This window comes from Microbulbifer sp. SAOS-129_SWC (assembly GCF_039696035.1).
In the GTDB taxonomy this organism is placed as follows: Bacteria; Pseudomonadota; Gammaproteobacteria; order Pseudomonadales; family Cellvibrionaceae; genus Microbulbifer.
In genome coordinates this window covers 2,483,080-2,498,229 of sequence record NZ_CP155567.1, presented here as the reverse complement: position 1 = coordinate 2,498,229, position 15,150 = coordinate 2,483,080, and the positions used below count along the sequence as shown (strand labels likewise).

Here is a 15,150-nt window from a genome sequence, read left to right as displayed (position 1 = left end):
TCCATTTTGTGCCAAACCGTAGTGGGAGCATTTTGCGTTGGTACCGAAGTTCAATTCCTGTGTAGTGGTGTTTCCGGACGGTAGGGGGAAGGCTAGAAAGCAAGCATCAGATCAATGGAGAGCACTGCCCCGTCACCACCGACGATAAATGGCACGCTGTTGTAGCCTACGGGGGAATCTTTCAGGTATAAAACCTGTGTATTTACCCGTACTTCCCGTCTTTTGAAGGGATAAATATTCGCTCCGAGAGCTACGTCCCACGGATTGCCGTAATCGCCATAGATTTTTGATCCGGACAGGTACAGCTGCAATAAGCTGGGTACAAGCATCGCGGATGCCTGCAACTGAAATCCATGGTCATGCAACGCGTCGACAGGGATCGGGCCAGATGTCTCGAAATTGTCTACCTTGCGCCAGTAATATTCTGCGTCGAGAGAGTAGCCGCATTTTTTGAGGCCGCCATTGACTGATGCCATCTGATAGGTGGCCCGGTCAACCTGTGAGCCCACGTCAAAAGGATCCAGCTGGAACAGGAGCGTTCCATCGGAAAGCCGGATTTGGCTGTTCTCGAAGCTGTTGATCCCCGGTTGTGCTTGTGCATCTTCACGGCTGCGGGTGTAGCTTGCGCCGAACAGTGTTGCCAGGTTTTCATGGTATTCATAGTCGCCAAAGCCAGACTTCGGACCATACTCGCCCGTGGTCGGCATCACCCACGCTGCGCCAGAAACAGTATTGAATTGTTCATCGAGCTGGTTGGCATCAACCCCGAGCTGGCTGAGGTTGTTGCCCAGCATCAGTTGATAGCGAGATTTTTTGGTGATGTCGCCACTTGCCCAAATACCGCTGGTATAAGAAGCACGAAAAAATTCATCGGCAATCGTTCGGTGGTCTACCCGCAGCCAGTCGGGGAAGGTGCCCTGGGTACTTCGGGTGCTGGGCAAACTGTTAATGCCGGCGCTGAGGTTGAAGTTGTCATTGAATTTGTAGCCGAGGTTGCCCGCCACCACCACCTGGGCTGATTGGCCCTGGTTGGAGTTGCTGGTCCATGTGTAGAGCAGGTAGTGGAACTTTGGATCTAAAAGCCATCCCTTGAAATACATGGTGACTTTCTGCAGCTGCATGTCATGGCGTCGATCCAGTTCGAATTCTCTACCAAAGCTGTCGGTATAGTAGGGATCGAGCGATCTCTGATTCAGGTAGCGGGCATAAGTGAACGCCGACCAGGTGAGGTCGCCATACGGGGTTTGTGCCAGTTTAAAGCCGTTGCCGGGTTCGTATCGGCTCCAGAAATCATCCTGCGGGTAATCAGAGGCGAGACCGGTGGTTTGCGGGGAGCGGGATCCTGCCGACCTCGCTTCCCTCCTGGCCCTTTCTAGATCCTTGATTACCTCGTCGCGATCCTTAACGGCACGCTCGAGCTGGCGCTGCTTTTCTTCCAGCTCGCGAAGCCTTTTTTCTGTCCTGGCATCGGCCGGGAAGCCGATGGACGGATATGCCAGGAGGCACAGCAGGGCAAGCTTTGCAATTATTTCCTTATGCATGGCGCACCTCTGTGAAATCAATTTTTAGCGGCTTTTACGTTGGCTTTCTCCCAGGCACGCACTTTTTTACGCGCAGCGTCAAACAAGCGCTCATAGTTCGCCTTCATGATCTTTTCCTTGGTCGCCGATTTTGTCAGGGCGAAAACCGGGTCCCACAGGTTATAAACCCTGAGCTGCGCAGCCTGGTCGGACGGCGCAACAACGTCGGTGCCAAACAGGAAGCGATCAGGGTGGCGGTCGAACATGCCGGCCGTGTTTTTTGTGGCCTCGGGAGTTGCTACGGCATATTTGGCCACTTCATCCCAGGAAATGTCGAAATAGACATGGCTCAGTTTGGGATCCTTGATCATCCCTTCGATGTACTCGAGGTGCCTCGGGTTGCGCTCAACCTTCGGTTCGGCTATTGCCTGATCCTCGGCTGGGTGAACGACGCGGCCGAGCCCGGTGTGCGCCCAGATGATGGTGGTTTTGGGGTGTCGCGCAAGCAGCTCCTTCATTTGCTTCAGGAAAATCGGCTCCTTGCCCGGTTTCGAGAAGGGCATGTCGATATCGCTGTGCAGGATGACGACCAGGCCAACCTTGCCGGCGAAATCCAGGATTCGATCGAGCGCGGGGTCGGTGAGGCTGGCAACATCCCCGGCCACCTTGGAGGAAACAAACTCCTTGTGAATCGTAAACTCGCCAATGCCGGTGAAAACTCCGGGAAAGAGCTCCAGAACCCGGCGAATGTGGTCGACTGCATACATGTCCGCCGGGTTGAAGCCGGTAATCATCGGGTCGAGCCGGGCTTGTTGCTCCTTGGAGAGTGACTCGTAAGCCTTGGCAATAAAGGCATCGGTAAATGAGTAGTAGTAGAGTGGTGCGTCGGTTTCGAGATAGTAAGTGGGCGCATAGTCGCCGGAGTTCTCATACGACCAGGTCTGCTGCAGTGGAATGCCAAAGAGTGTGGAGCGGCCGACCTTGTCACCCATGATCTCCAGGTATTTATGAATATCCGTACCTTTCTGCACATAGTTGGTCAGGTGAAAGTGCGAATCGTTAAAGAGATATTCCTTGTTGCTCTGCGCTGCAGCACAGGTGCACGACAAGGCCAGAATGAAGGCGCCAGCGATGTAGAGAATCTTTCGGTGGAGATAATTCATTGGTTAAGCCTCAAATCCTTGATTGGCGTCTGTGTGAACCCTGTCCAGGGTCTCGTTTCGCTGTGGGTGTCGAAAAAGTTTTTTCCGTCTTCGCTCGGGTCTGCGCGTTATTCGGGGTGACGGTTAATTTTTTGCCTGTCGCTTGGCGATGGGAATTTTAGTTGAGAGTAATGTCAGTAAAGTGGATCAAAGCGCCGTAATTTAAACGGCAGTGCCATCCGGGGAGACTTCTAAAAGATTTTTCTAGCTTCTCGGGAGGTTTGGTGTGCACTGTTATGCCTGATGAATCGTGTTCATATTGGGTATCCCTGGGCGTCACTGGTGGCGGTGAGGTTCGCAATTGATGAGGTTGGGGCGGATACGGAAAGCGGGATTTCAACGTCACTTTCAACGAGGTCTGAGACTGTGGGTGATTTCTGGCGGCTGTAACCTCGATGGAAAAGCGGTAAACTGGCGCGGTCGATGTTCGTCGACCTATAAAATTTCCAGTAACAATGAGGATGGTTATAACGATATGCCCTCCGGTACGAACAGCAGTCGTCGGCTATTCGGCTTGACGGTGCGTCAGAATGCTCACCCGGACATGCGCAGGTTGCGCAGAGAGGCGGGTGATCCCAGCCTGCATGGCAATAAATTTTGGAAGAGTTCCTGCCTGATAATGGACTACCTGAAACGTAACCCGCTGCAGCAGGGTGCCCGGGTGCTGGATCTCGGTTGCGGCTGGGGGTTGGGTGGAATTTTTTGCGCGAAACATTTCGATGCCAAAGTGACCGGGCTGGATGCGGACCCTAGCGTGTTTCCCTTCCTCGAGTATCACGCTGAACTGAACGGCGTGGCGGTAAAAACCTGGCGCTGTTACTACGAAAGAGTCCGCAAGCAGGATCTGGCCGGCTTCGACGCCGTGATCGGCACGGATATCTGCTTCTGGGATAAGCTCGAGGAGCCGTTGTACAATCTTACCCGCCGCGCCATGCAGGCCGGAGTCGGGCGGGTGGTACTGGCAGACCCCGGTCGCTCGCCGTTTCGCCGCCTGGCGGAGCGCGCGGCAGATAAACTCGATGCCACCTATTGCGAGTGGCGTGTCAGCCGGCCAATGGCGGCCAGTGGCTGCCTGATGATTGCAGAGCAGAGGTAGAGATGCAGTACGACAAGTTTTCGATTCCTACACCGGCAGATGCGTTGCCGGGCCGCGATACGGCGATGCCGATCAGCGGTGTGCATTTTGTATCCGGTCACACCATGGTGGAGCCGTTTCCGGCGGGGCTGGAAAAAGCCGTATTCGGCATGGGGTGTTTCTGGGGCGCCGAACGGCTGTTCTGGGAGATTGACGGCGTCTACAGCACGGCCGCGGGCTATGCCGGCGGCAGCACGCCGAATCCGAATTATCGCGAAGTGTGCAGCGGTGGCACTGGCCACGCGGAAGTGGTGCTGGTGGTATTCGATCCCGCCAAGGTAAGTTACGGCGAGTTGCTGCAGCGCTTCTGGGAAGAGCACGATCCGACCCAGGGCATGCGCCAGGGTAACGATCTGGGTACCCAGTACCGCTCGTGCATCTATTGCTACGGCGACGAACAGTTGCAGCTGGCGCGGGAGACCGAGGCGCAGTTCCAGGCCGCGTTGCAGGAGAAGGGGCTGGGAGCGATTACCACCGAGATGGCGCCGGCACCGACTTTCTACTATGCCGAGGAGGATCACCAGCAGTACCTGGCCAAGAATCCCGAAGGATACTGCGGCCTCGCCGGCACCGGCGCCTGCCTGTTGCGCTGATGCGCTATGCGGAAGCCGGCGCTGGCCGGCTTTCGCCCTGACAAATCCTTCCCCAAATCCTTCCCCGGAGCCCGCTGTATGCTTTTGGGCTCATCACATTGCCGGCTTCTCAGCCGTCTCAGTCTCTGGATAGACGATATGTGCGCACCAGTCGCTCCAGCTGCCGGGATACAGTAGTGCGTCGCGGCCGATCAGGTGCAGGGAAAACAGATTGACGCACGCGGTGACGCCGGAGCCGCAGTAGTTGGCCAGCAGGTCGTCGGCGGGCAGGTCTCCCCAGTGGGCGCGCAGCTCGCCCACGGACTTGAGGCTGCCATCCTCCCGGGTGACGCCGATCCAGGGTTTGTTGATGGCGGTGGGGATGTGCCCGGCGATCGGGTCGATGGGCTCGGACGTGCCGGCAAAGCGCGCCGCATCGCGCGCGTCCACCAGTTGCCAGGGAGGATTGTCCAGCTGGCGGTAGATGGTGGTGTGATCGAGCAGGCGTTCCGGGGAAGGAGTCGCACTGAAGTCGCCGGGGGACACGGGGTCGGCCGGACCTTTGGCAATCGGCAGGCCGGCGTTCTGCCAGGCGCTGAAGCCGCCATCGAGAATACTGACGCGCTCGTGGCCGAAATAACGCAGCAGCCACCAGGCGCGGGCGGCGAAGGCCAGGCGCTGGTCGTCATAGACGATCACGCGGCTGTCGGTGTCGATGCCGGCGGCGCGGGCGAATTGCTGGAATTGCTCCGCCTCCGGCAGCGGGTGGCGGCCGCCATAACGGCCCAGTGGGGCGGACAGGTCCTGATGGAGGCTGGCGTAGCGGGCGCCGGGAATATGGCCTTCGGCAAAGGCGCGCGCGCCGGCTTCCTTATCCGCCAGGTCGTAGCGGCAGTCGAGGATCACCAGTTTGGTGTCGGTTAGCAATGCGGCCAATTGCCGTGCATCTATTACTGACTGTTCGCTCATGATCCCGTCGCCATATTTATAGTGGTTATGGCGCTGAAATTAAGCTGAAGTCGCCGCTTTGTCCAGTCGTCAAAAGGAGCTTCACGGCGCCGGGGCAGTGGCGGGCTGCGGACTCGACGGCGGCGGTGTGGTGTCTGCGTCCCCGCTTTGCTGCGCCAGCTCGCGCTGGCGGCAGGCGAGGGCAGAGTCCCGCTGGGGTTCCTCGGGGTGGTCGAGAAAGCGCGCGGCCGCGTTCTCGGCACAGTTACTCGCCGAGATCACGTCGTGGGCGAGGTGGGGGAACAGCAGCCACTGGTGATTGGGCAGCTCGTGGCGTGCCTTGTCGACATCCGCGGCGGCGAGGATAGGGTCCAGCCCGCCGTGCAGCAGCAGAACCGGCAGCGAGGTGTGTACCGGCTGGGACTCGAGCATCGAGGCCCCGGGAATGGCCCAGATGCGGCACTGCACCTGCATCAGTTCCAGATCGGTGCGCACCGCACCGCCCAGAACCCCGGTGTCATCGGCCTTGGCGCGGGCCTTGTCGAAGTCGACAAAGGGCGCCTCTTCATAGCAGTAATGGCTGACCCCGGCGGCATCGCCAAAATAGGGATCGAGCACGATATCCATGAACTTCGCCACCGCCTTTTTCACCGGAGCCATGGCCTCTGCATCGCTGTCGTCGGACTCCAGTGCCGCGATCACCCGCGGCAGGTCCGGGTAGAACTGCTCGTTATAGAGTGATTGAAACAGGACACGCAGCAAACGCTGGCCGGTGAGTACGAAGGGGTATTCCTGCTCCGAGAAGTGGTGTTTGACGGTAATGGTGCGCGGGTTGTCATCCAGTGCCTGTACCAGGCTCTCGAGACGGCTCTGCAGGTGTGGGTACTGCTCGTGACACTGTTTGTCGTCGCGGCAGTATTCGAACCCGCGCTTGAATGCGGCAACGGTGTCGTCAGCCAGGTGTTGGGTGTAGGTAATATTGGGGAAGACGGCGCTGTTCAGCACCAGTGCGCGGACCGCATTGGGGTAGTCGCGAGCCACAGTGAGTGCGTAGCGGGATGCGTAGGAGACACCGTAAAGATTGAATTGCGGCACGCCCATTTCCTCGCGCAGGGCTTCTACATCGTGGGCGACGGTGGCGCTGTTGTACTCGGCCAGGTCGGCGATCTGGCTCAGGCGGTTGTAGCAGCGCTCCATTGAGTAGGTGAAAACACGGACTTCTTCGTCCGAAGTCAGTTTGCGCTGGAAGGCCGTGTTGGCATCCTTGATAAATTCCTTGCAGTTCAGGCGCGGCTCCGCCATGCCGCTGCCGCGCGGATCCATGATGATCAGGTCGCGGCCGTCCTCGACGGTCATCTTGGCGTAGTTGAGCCACAGCCAGTCGCTGGCATTTTCCGGCTCCAGCCCCATGCTTGCGCCGGGGCCACCGGCGCCCAGGTGCAGCAGCGGGCGTTTGGTCGGATCGGGTGTCACCGCCTTGAAACGCACCACCGGGAAGCGGATCTTGCGGCCGGCGGGTTTGGCGTAATTTTCCGGCACTTCCATCATGAAGCACTGGGCATCGGGCCAGTTGTCGTCACTCTGGAACCAGCAGGGCTTGGGGATCAGCCGCTCGGGATCTGCGGCGGCGACTTCCCCCTGGCTGCCGCGCTCGCACGCGCTGAGGGAAACCAGTCCCAGGAAGAGAAGTGCTGCGGAGAAAAAACGCGATTGACTCACTGCGGGGTGTACCTGTCTCTGGTTGGGCGGGGCTTGATTACGGGTGGTTGCCGAAACGGGCGATGGGTGCGGACAGATTCCAGCGCAGAGCCGCCAGGCGAATACCCAAGGTTACCAGAATCGCCGTGGACACGACGACCTTGCCCGGCAGCTGGCCGGTGGCATCGAGCAGCACCAGTACCGCGGCACCACTGAGCGCTGCGGTGGCGTAGATCTCGCGGCGCAGTAGCAGGGGGATATCCCCGGCCAGCACATCGCGGATCAGGCCGCCGAAGGTGCCGGTCATCACCCCCATCACGATGGCGATCGCGGGGGAGTGCCCCAGCGCCAGTACCTTCTGGGTGCCGATTACCGCAAACACGGCCAGCCCCATGGCATCGGCCACTTTCAGCAGCCGCATGGGTACCTGCAGATAGCGGATCAGATAAAAGCTGATCACGCCGGTGCCGGCGGCAATCCACAGGTAGTAACTGTCTTCGAGCCAGAAGACTGGGATATTCAGGATCATGTCCCGCGTGGTGCCGCCGCCGGTGGCGGTGACACAGGCGAGCACCACCGCACCGAACAGGTCCATCTGCTTGTGACCGGCGGCCAGTACGCCGCTGAAGGCAAATACCACTATGCCAGTCAGGTCGCACCAGTGCAGGAGTTGTTCCATCGACATATCAGTTGTCTTTCACGGTTGGCCGCCGGTGTCAGCGCCCGCGCATCCTGCGCGGTGCGGGGCGAACCTCATGTTCGCCCCGCCGAAGCGGTTGTCGGCATCCCGGTGCGGGGTTCGCTATCAAACGAACGCCTGCAGGCCGGTCTGGGCGCGGCCGAGGATCAGCGCGTGTACGTCGTGGGTGCCCTCATAAGTATTGACCGCTTCCAGGTTCATTACGTGACGGATCACGTGGAACTCGTCGGCAATACCGTTACCGCCGTGCATGTCGCGGGCGACGCGCGCGATGTCCAGGGACTTGCCGCAGTTGTTGCGTTTCACCAGAGAAATCATCGTCGGATCGAAAGCCTGGTCTTCGTCCATGATGCGGCCGACGCGCAGCGAGGCCTGCAGGCCCAGCGCGATTTCGGTCTGCATATCGGCGAGCTTTTTCTGGAACAGCTGCGTCTGTGCCAGCGGCTTGTTGAACTGTTTGCGGTCGAGGCCGTACTGGCGTGCGGCGTGCCAGCAGAATTCTGCCGCGCCGATTGCGCCCCAGGAAATGCCGTAGCGGGCGCGATTCAGGCAGCCGAACGGGCCGCGCAGGCCACCGATGTGCGGAAATTTGTTTTCTTCCGGTACGAAGACGTTGTCCATGACAATTTCGCCGGTAATAGAGGCGCGCAGGGAGAATTTGCCCTCGATTTTCGGCGCCGACAGGCCTTCCATGCCTTTATCGAGCACGAAGCCGCGGATCACGTCGTCGTCATCTTTGGCCCAGACCACGAAAACATCCGCAATGGGGCTGTTGGTGATCCACATTTTCGAACCGCTCAGGCGATAGCCACCGTCGACTTTTTTCGCGCGGGTTTTCATGCCGCCCGGATCGGAACCGGCGTCGGGTTCGGTCAGGCCGAAACAGCCGACCCACTCACCAGTGGCGAGTTTAGGCAGGTACTTTTCTTTTTGCGCTTCACTGCCGTAGGCGGAAATCGGGTACATCACCAGGCTGGACTGCACGCTCATTGCAGAGCGGTAGCCGGAATCGACGCGCTCGACTTCCCGTGCCACCAGGCCGTAGGAAACGTAATTGAGCCCGGCACAGCCGTAGCCGTGGATCGTGGAACCGAGCAGGCCCAGCTCGCCCATCTCGTTCATAATTTCCCGATCGAAAATTTCGTGGCGGTTGGCCTCGAGGACACGCGGCATCAGTTTGCTCTGGCAATATTCGCGCGCGGTATCGCGCACCATGCGCTCTTCGTCGGTCAGTTGGCGATCCAGTAGCAGGATATCGTCCCAGTGGGCCAGTGGCTGGTGTTTACTCATGATTTCTCTCGTCTACTTCTTCCGTATTTAGGGCGCCGGCGTCTCCGGCCGGCTGACGGTTCATTGCGGTTCCGGGGCACCGGCGACCGATCAGTGAAAAGTGTGTCGCATGATACCTAAGTCGCCGTGCAGGAGCACTCCCGGCATCGACAATTTTCCAGCTGTTCAGGTCCGTTTAACTCGAATCAAGGGTAAATGAGCGTAAATTTTCTTGCAGTGTAGGGTGCGCATTCCATAATGGACGCAATAAATTTCCAAGTTCGAGCCCTATACGGACATTTTGGTGGTTTTTTCTTGTTTCTGTTCCGCCTTTTAGCAATAACGTTGCCACTGTTCACTATCGCCTGTGCGAGCCCGCCACTGCCGCCGGATCTGCCGGCGCACAGTCTCGGCTTGCCGGATCACTTTCGCGCGAGCGGCAAGCAGGTCGCCAGGCCGCGTTGGTGGCAAAGCTTCGATGATCCGGAACTGGACCGCCTGGTCCAGATGGCCCTGCACGGCAGCCCGGATCTGCAGGCGACCCTGTGGCGCCTGCGCCAGGCCGAGGCGAGCGCCCGCGGCGCCCGCTCGGGGCTCTGGCCCGGCATTACCGCGTCACTGGAAAATACCCAGCAGCACCGCTCCTCCGGCAGCGATGCGGATGTCTCCGGTGGTCAGGGCGATGGCAACCTCTGGAGCGGCCGCCTCGCTGCCCGCTATGAGGTGGATCTGTGGGGGCGTGTGCGCGCCGGTGCGCGCGCTGCGGAGGCCGATCGCCTGGCGCAGCAGCAGGACCTGCAGACGGCGGCGCTGAGCCTCGCCGCGGAGGTCTCCAATACCTGGCTGCAACTGCGCGAACAGTGGGGCCAGCATGCGCTGCTGGCACAACAGCTGGACACCAACCGGAAATCCCTGCGGGTACTGGAGCTCCGTTTTGGCGGCGGTGTGACGAGTGCTGCCGATGTGCTGCAGCAACGCCAGCTGGTGCAGCAGTCAGAGCAGGAACTGCAGGCCGCGGAGCAGAATCTCGAATCCCTCAAGGTGCAGCTGGCGGCGCTGCTCGGCGTCACCGGCGAGCGCCTCGCGCAGGTGCTGCAGCGGGAACAGGGGCTGCCGGTATTGCCGGCGCTGCCGGCCACCGGGGTACCCTCACAGCTGCTGTTGCGGCGCCCGGACGTACAGCGCGCCCAGCGCCAGCTGCTCGCGGGCTACTATCTCGCAGATCGGGCCTGGGCCGACCGCCTGCCGGTGATCAGCCTGTCCGCAGTGGCCAGCGACGGGGCTTCGTTCGCCAATCTGTTCCAGGACTGGCTGCTGACCCTGACTGCCGCGGCCGAAGGGGTATTGTTCGACGGCGGCCAGCTCAAGTTGGCGCAGGATCGCCAGGACGCGGTGCTGCAGGAGCGCTGGGCCAATTACCGCGCGGTAGTCAACAATGCGCTGGCGGAAGTGGAGCAGGCGCTGGTGCAGGAGCGCGCCCTGCGCGACCGCATACACCACCTGGGTGAGCGGGCGCGGCTGGCGGATGAAATCGTGGTGCGCCAGCGGCGCGCCTACAGCGGTGGTTCGGTCGACTTCCTCAACGTACTGACCGCCACCAATAGCCAACAGAGCCTGGCGCGGCAGCTGCTGACCGCCCGGCGCGAATTGATGGAAAACCGCGTGACACTGTACCGCGCGCTGTCCGGCGGCTTGCCGCAGGAGGACCTGCCGGAGCCACAGCCGGTAGAACTGGAGCTGTACCGGGAGGGGCAAGGCTGATGTTCAAACGACTTAACTGGGAATTCGCGCTACCGGTGTTGGTGATCCTGCTCGCGCTGGCGATCGCCGCCTGGATGTTGCGGGAAAAGCCCACCCTGCATCGCGGCGCCCACCGCGCACCGCCGCCGACGGTGGAGGTGGCGCGGGCCGAGCGCGGCCAGTTCCCGCTGACCGTGACGGCGCTGGGCAAGGTCAGGGCGCGGGAACTGGTGGAGCTGCAGCCGCAAGTGGATGGCCGCGTGGCGTGGCTCGACTACGACCTGGGGCCGGGCTCGATCCTGGCCGCCGGTGCGCCACTGCTGCGTATCGAGCGCGAGCCCTACGAACTGGCCCTACAGACCGCGCGCAGTTCGCTGGCCGAGCGCCGTGCAGAGTTGCAGCAGGAACAGGGCCAGCGCGAAGTCGCCAAGGAAGAGTACAAACTGCTGGGCTCGTCGCTGCCGAAGACGGACCGGGCACTGGTATTGCGCGAGCCGCAACTGGCCGCTGCCGAGGCGCGGGTGGATGCGGCCGCGGCGCAGGTCAAGCTGGCCCAGCGCGACCTGCGCCTGACCGAAATCAAGAGTCCGTTGCGCGCGTTGCTGGTTAGTCGCAGTGTCGATGTGGGCGATCGGGTGGCCCCGGGTACCGCGCTTTACTCCCTGGCCGGCGCCGACCGCTTCCAGATTGAAGTGGAAGTGAGTGCGACACAGCTGGCGCGCCTCAACCAGCCGCAGCTCAAGGTGCGTGTGCGCGGCAGCCAGTGGCCGGCCAACCAGTACCGCAGCGCCGAGTTCTTGCGCGCCATCCCGGTACTGCAGGAGCAGGGGCGCCTGGCCAAGGTGTTGCTGGAACTGCCGGACCCGCTGGCCGCCGACCACCCGGGCATGCCGCCACTGCTGTTGAACGACCTGGCACAGGTGGAGCTGACCGGCCGCAGTGCGCCCGATGCCGTGCGTATTCCGGTCGCCGCCGTGCAGGACGGCGACCGGGTCTGGGTGGTCGAGCAGGGCAAGGTCGCCATTCGGCCGGTGCAGATCGATTACCAGAGTGGCGACTACGCCGTGCTGAAAAGTGGTCTCGCTGGCGGCGAACAGGTGATTACCACGCGGCTGACGACGGTAACCAATGGCATGCCGGTGCGCATTGCCGGCGCCGTGCCGGCCGAGGGTGGCAGGCCAGTGCGCGGTGCGGGGGAGCGCAAATGAGCGAGCACTCGTCACCGCAGCCGCCGGTCGAGACCCGCGGCGGTGCCATCGCGTGGATGACCCACAATCACGTGCCCGCCAACCTGCTGATGCTGGTGTTTATCGTCGGCGGCCTGATCTTTTCCATGGTGGTCAAGAAAGAGGTCTTCCCCGAATTCAGCCTCGATATGATCACCGTGCAGATCTCCTATCCGGGCGCGAGTCCGGCGGAAGTGGAACGCGGTGTACTGGTGGCGGCCGAGCAGGCGCTACAGGGGATTCCCGGCATCAAGGAAATGCGCGGTTCGGCCGGCGAGGGCAGTGCTTCGCTGACGCTGGAGTTGCAGGAGGACGCCAATGGCAATCAGGTATACCAGGATGTACAGCAGGCCATCGACCGGGTGTCGACCTTTCCCAAGGATATCGAGCGCCCGCAGGTGAGCCTGGCGGATCACCAGCGCGATGTAATGAACCTGGTGATTCACGGCAATCTGGATGCGCGCACGCTGCGCGATGTGGCGATGCAGATCTACAGTCGCCTGGAAGCGCACCCGGATATCACCCAGCTGTCCACGTCCGGTATCCGCGACTTTGAGGTGGCGGTGGAAATCAGCCGCGACGATCTGCGCCGCTACGGCCTGACGCTGTCGGAGGTGGCCCAGCTGATCCGCAATGCGGCAGTGGATGTCCCCGCTGGTGGCGTCAAGTCGAAAGCCGGGGAAATTCTCGTGCGCGTCACCGAGCGGCGCGACTGGGCGCGCGAGTTTCGCAATATCGTGGTGGCCGAAGGCAGCGATGGCGGTGCCGTGCACCTGAGTGATATCGCCACCATTCGCGATGCGCTGGTCGATGTGCCCAAGGACATGGTGTTCAATGGCGAGCCGGCGGTGGGGATCGATATCTACCGCATCGGCGACCAGACGCCGATGAGTGTCAGCACTGCGGTGCGGCAAGTGCTGGCAGAAGTGACCAGGACGCTGCCGCCGGGGGTGCATGTCAGCATTCGCGATGACGACTCACTGATCTTCAAGGAACGCCTGACGCTGCTGTTGAAAAACGGTTTCTTTGGCCTGTTGCTGGTGTTTGTGGTCCTTGGCGCTTTCCTTGAATTGCGCCTGGCTTTCTGGGTGACGCTGGGTATTCCCACCAGTTTCCTCGGTGCGCTGCTGTTTCTGCCGGCGATGGATATCTCCATCAATATGGTGAGCATGTTTGCGTTCATCATTGCCCTCGGCATTGTGGTGGACGACGCGATTATTGCCGGTGAAAACATCCACGAGTGGCGCAACCGCGGCTACAGCAATCTGGAGGCGGCGATCGCCGGCGCCCGCCAGGTGGCGGTGCCGCTGACATTTGCGATCCTGACCAACGTGGTGGCCTTCCTGCCGCTGATGGAATTGCCCGGTTTTATGGGCAAGATTTTCGGCATTATCCCGTTTGTGGTCGGCACGGTATTTGTGATTTCCTGGATCGAGGCGCTGTTTATCCTGCCGGCACACCTGGCGCATTCGCGCCGCGGTCACCGCAGTGCGTGGGCGCGGCGCATCGCCGCGCGCCAGGAGCGCCTGGCGAAGGGATTTGACCGCTTTGTCGAGCAGCGTTTCCGGCCGCTGCTGGATCTGTGTATCCGCCACCGCTACCTGACCATCGCCACCGCCGTGGCAGTGCTGTTGCTGGTGGGCGGCTACGCTGCCAGCGGGCGTATGGGCTTTACCCTGATGCCGAAAGTGGAGCGGGATTCGGGCCGCGTACAGGTCACTTTCCCTCCCGGCACCGCGGAGAGCCGGCTGCGCGCTGCGCGCAGCCAGATCATGGCGGCGGCGGACAAAGTGCTCGACGGCCATGACCGCGACAAGGTGTTTCTCGGCATGCGCGGGCTGGTGCGCGAGGGCTCGGTGCGAGTGGATGTGTATCTGGTGCCGGCGGATCAGCGCCCGTTTACCACCGGCGAATTTGTGCGCGATTGGCGCCGCGCGGTGGGGGCCGTGCCCGGCGCCATGAGTTCCAGCTTTGCCTCCGACCGCGGTGGTCCCGGCGCCGGTGCGGCGTTGACCATCGAGCTGCGCCATACGGATACCAGGGTGCTGGAGCAGGCCTCCAGGCGCCTGGCCAAAGAGCTGGAAAAATTTCCCGCGGTCAGCGATATCGATCCGGGTATTTCGCTGGGCAAACGCCAGCTCGACTTGAAGCTCACCGACCGCGCCAAGAGCCTGGGGCTTTCCGCCGAGGAGATCGGCCGCCAGTTGCGCGCCGCGCTCTACGGCGCCGAAGCCGTGCGCCAGCAGCGCGGCCGCGACCAGGTCAAGGTGATGGTGCGTTTGCCGGAGGACCAGCGGGTGTCGCTCGACGATGTGTCCGACCTCATGATTCGCGCCGGCAACGGCCTGTGGTTGCCGCTGCCCGACCTGGTGGAGATTCACAAGGGGCGCGCCTACGCCACCATCAACCGCCGCGCCGGGCGCCGGGTGATGACGGTGACCGCGAATGTGGATCCGCCGGATCAGGCGGCCCTGGTGATCAACGAACTGAATCGCAGTGTGATTCCGCAGATGCAGGCCGAGTTTGCGGGGCTCAGCGTGTCCTACGAGGGGCGTCAGGCGGATGAGCGCCAGGGGCTGGCGTCACTGGGGCTGACCTTTTCGCTCACCATGGCGGCGCTTTACCTGCTGCTGGCGATTCCGCTGAAAAGTTACATCCAGCCACTGACAGTGATGGTGGCGATTCCGTTCGGCATTATCGGTGCGCTGTTGGGCCATATGATCATGGGCTACGGCCTGAGCATGGTGAGCCTGCTGGGTATCGTGGCGCTCGCCGGTGTGGTGATCAACGATACGCTGGTGATGATCGAGTACAGCAACCGGTTGCACGAGGAGGGCGCCAGTGTCGGCGAGTCAATCCGCCAGGCGGCGCTGCGCCGTTTCCGCCCGATCATTCTCACCACCGTGACCACTTTCTGCGGGCTGATGCCGATGATTTTCGAAACCTCGGTACAGGCGCGTTTTATGATCCCGATGGCAATTTCCCTCGGCTACGGCATCCTCGCCGCCACCGCCATTTCGCTGCTGCTGGTGCCGTGCCTGTACCTGGTGTTCGCGCAGGACATTCCGGCGCGCTTCGGTCTGTTGCGGCGCAAGGATATCGCGGCGGCGGATATGCAGTGACCGCGCGCCGCGGGCGTA

The 15,150-nt window shown here is 61.6% G+C and carries 11 protein-coding genes; 5 read left to right on the top strand and 6 right to left on the bottom strand.

The window, feature by feature from the left end; all coding sequences use genetic code 11:
- Window positions 1–92: 92 nt before the first annotated feature.
- Together ABDK11_RS10820 and ABDK11_RS10815 are read right to left on the bottom strand one after the other, a co-directional pair.
- Window positions 93–1,541, bottom strand: coding sequence for a hypothetical protein (locus tag ABDK11_RS10820; RefSeq protein ID WP_346836518.1), 1,449 nt, complete (start codon window positions 1,539–1,541; stop codon window positions 93–95).
- A gap of 17 nt (window positions 1,542–1,558) precedes the next feature.
- Complete coding sequence (locus tag ABDK11_RS10815) at window positions 1,559–2,683, bottom strand: amidohydrolase family protein (protein WP_346836517.1); 1,125 nt, start codon at window positions 2,681–2,683, stop codon at window positions 1,559–1,561.
- A 343-nt stretch (window positions 2,684–3,026) separates the two neighbouring features.
- Between ABDK11_RS10815 and ABDK11_RS10810 the strand changes: the two genes are divergently transcribed.
- Both ABDK11_RS10810 and msrA read left to right on the top strand, forming a co-directional pair.
- Window positions 3,027–3,818 (top strand): methyltransferase domain-containing protein, encoded by a 792-nt coding sequence (locus tag ABDK11_RS10810; protein ID WP_346836516.1) that lies wholly within the window; start codon window positions 3,027–3,029, stop codon window positions 3,816–3,818.
- A 2-nt stretch (window positions 3,819–3,820) separates the two neighbouring features.
- Window positions 3,821–4,450: a peptide-methionine (S)-S-oxide reductase MsrA gene (gene msrA / locus ABDK11_RS10805; RefSeq protein ID WP_346836515.1), complete on the top strand. Its 630-nt coding sequence runs from the start codon at window positions 3,821–3,823 to the stop codon at window positions 4,448–4,450.
- A 93-nt stretch (window positions 4,451–4,543) separates the two neighbouring features.
- Here the strand turns inward: msrA and ABDK11_RS10800 are convergent, their stop codons facing one another.
- The 4 genes from ABDK11_RS10800 to ABDK11_RS10785 form a co-directional block, all read right to left on the bottom strand.
- Window positions 4,544–5,398: a sulfurtransferase gene (locus ABDK11_RS10800; RefSeq protein WP_346836514.1), complete on the bottom strand. Its 855-nt coding sequence runs from the start codon at window positions 5,396–5,398 to the stop codon at window positions 4,544–4,546.
- A gap of 81 nt (window positions 5,399–5,479) precedes the next feature.
- Window positions 5,480–7,096 (bottom strand): alpha/beta hydrolase, encoded by a 1,617-nt coding sequence (locus ABDK11_RS10795; protein ID WP_346836513.1) that lies wholly within the window; start codon window positions 7,094–7,096, stop codon window positions 5,480–5,482.
- A 37-nt stretch (window positions 7,097–7,133) separates the two neighbouring features.
- On the bottom strand, window positions 7,134–7,754 hold the full coding sequence (locus ABDK11_RS10790; RefSeq protein ID WP_346836512.1) for a trimeric intracellular cation channel family protein: 621 nt from the start codon (window positions 7,752–7,754) through the stop codon (window positions 7,134–7,136).
- Window positions 7,755–7,880: 126 nt separating this feature from the next.
- Window positions 7,881–9,065, bottom strand: coding sequence for an acyl-CoA dehydrogenase (locus ABDK11_RS10785; RefSeq protein ID WP_346836511.1), 1,185 nt, complete (start codon window positions 9,063–9,065; stop codon window positions 7,881–7,883).
- A 324-nt stretch (window positions 9,066–9,389) separates the two neighbouring features.
- On the opposite strand from ABDK11_RS10785, the gene ABDK11_RS10780 reads away from it, so the two are divergent.
- Genes ABDK11_RS10780 through ABDK11_RS10770 form a run of 3 tightly spaced genes read left to right on the top strand, consistent with a single transcriptional unit; the run spans window position 9,390 to window position 15,132 of the window.
- Entirely contained in the window at window positions 9,390–10,805 is a 1,416-nt protein-coding gene (locus ABDK11_RS10780; protein ID WP_346836510.1) for an efflux transporter outer membrane subunit, read from the top strand.
- A complete protein-coding gene (locus ABDK11_RS10775) occupies window positions 10,805–11,992 on the top strand; it encodes an efflux RND transporter periplasmic adaptor subunit (protein ID WP_346836509.1) in 1,188 nt (395 codons plus the stop codon). The genes ABDK11_RS10780 and ABDK11_RS10775 overlap by 1 nt, the downstream gene beginning before the upstream one ends.
- On the top strand, window positions 11,989–15,132 hold the full coding sequence (locus ABDK11_RS10770) for an efflux RND transporter permease subunit (protein ID WP_346836508.1): 3,144 nt from the start codon (window positions 11,989–11,991) through the stop codon (window positions 15,130–15,132). Before ABDK11_RS10775 ends, ABDK11_RS10770 begins: the two co-directional genes overlap by 4 nt.
- The last annotated feature ends 18 nt before the right edge of the window (window positions 15,133–15,150 follow it).

Excerpts from the sequence above, each read along its gene's own strand:
- ABDK11_RS10785 (WP_346836511.1), bottom strand. The coding sequence starts at position 9,065 with ATGAGTAAACACCAGCCACTGGCCCACTGGGACGATATCCTGCTACTG.
- ABDK11_RS10775 (WP_346836509.1), top strand. The coding sequence starts at position 10,805 with ATGTTCAAACGACTTAACTGGGAATTCGCGCTACCGGTGTTGGTGATC.
- msrA (WP_346836515.1), top strand. The coding sequence starts at position 3,821 with ATGCAGTACGACAAGTTTTCGATTCCTACACCGGCAGATGCGTTGCCG.
- ABDK11_RS10800 (WP_346836514.1), bottom strand. The coding sequence starts at position 5,398 with ATGAGCGAACAGTCAGTAATAGATGCACGGCAATTGGCCGCATTGCTA.
- ABDK11_RS10820 (WP_346836518.1), bottom strand. The coding sequence starts at position 1,541 with ATGCATAAGGAAATAATTGCAAAGCTTGCCCTGCTGTGCCTCCTGGCA.
- ABDK11_RS10790 (WP_346836512.1), bottom strand. The coding sequence starts at position 7,754 with ATGGAACAACTCCTGCACTGGTGCGACCTGACTGGCATAGTGGTATTT.
- ABDK11_RS10810 (WP_346836516.1), top strand. The coding sequence starts at position 3,027 with ATGAGGTTGGGGCGGATACGGAAAGCGGGATTTCAACGTCACTTTCAA.
- ABDK11_RS10770 (WP_346836508.1), top strand. The coding sequence starts at position 11,989 with ATGAGCGAGCACTCGTCACCGCAGCCGCCGGTCGAGACCCGCGGCGGT.
- ABDK11_RS10815 (WP_346836517.1), bottom strand. The coding sequence starts at position 2,683 with ATGAATTATCTCCACCGAAAGATTCTCTACATCGCTGGCGCCTTCATT.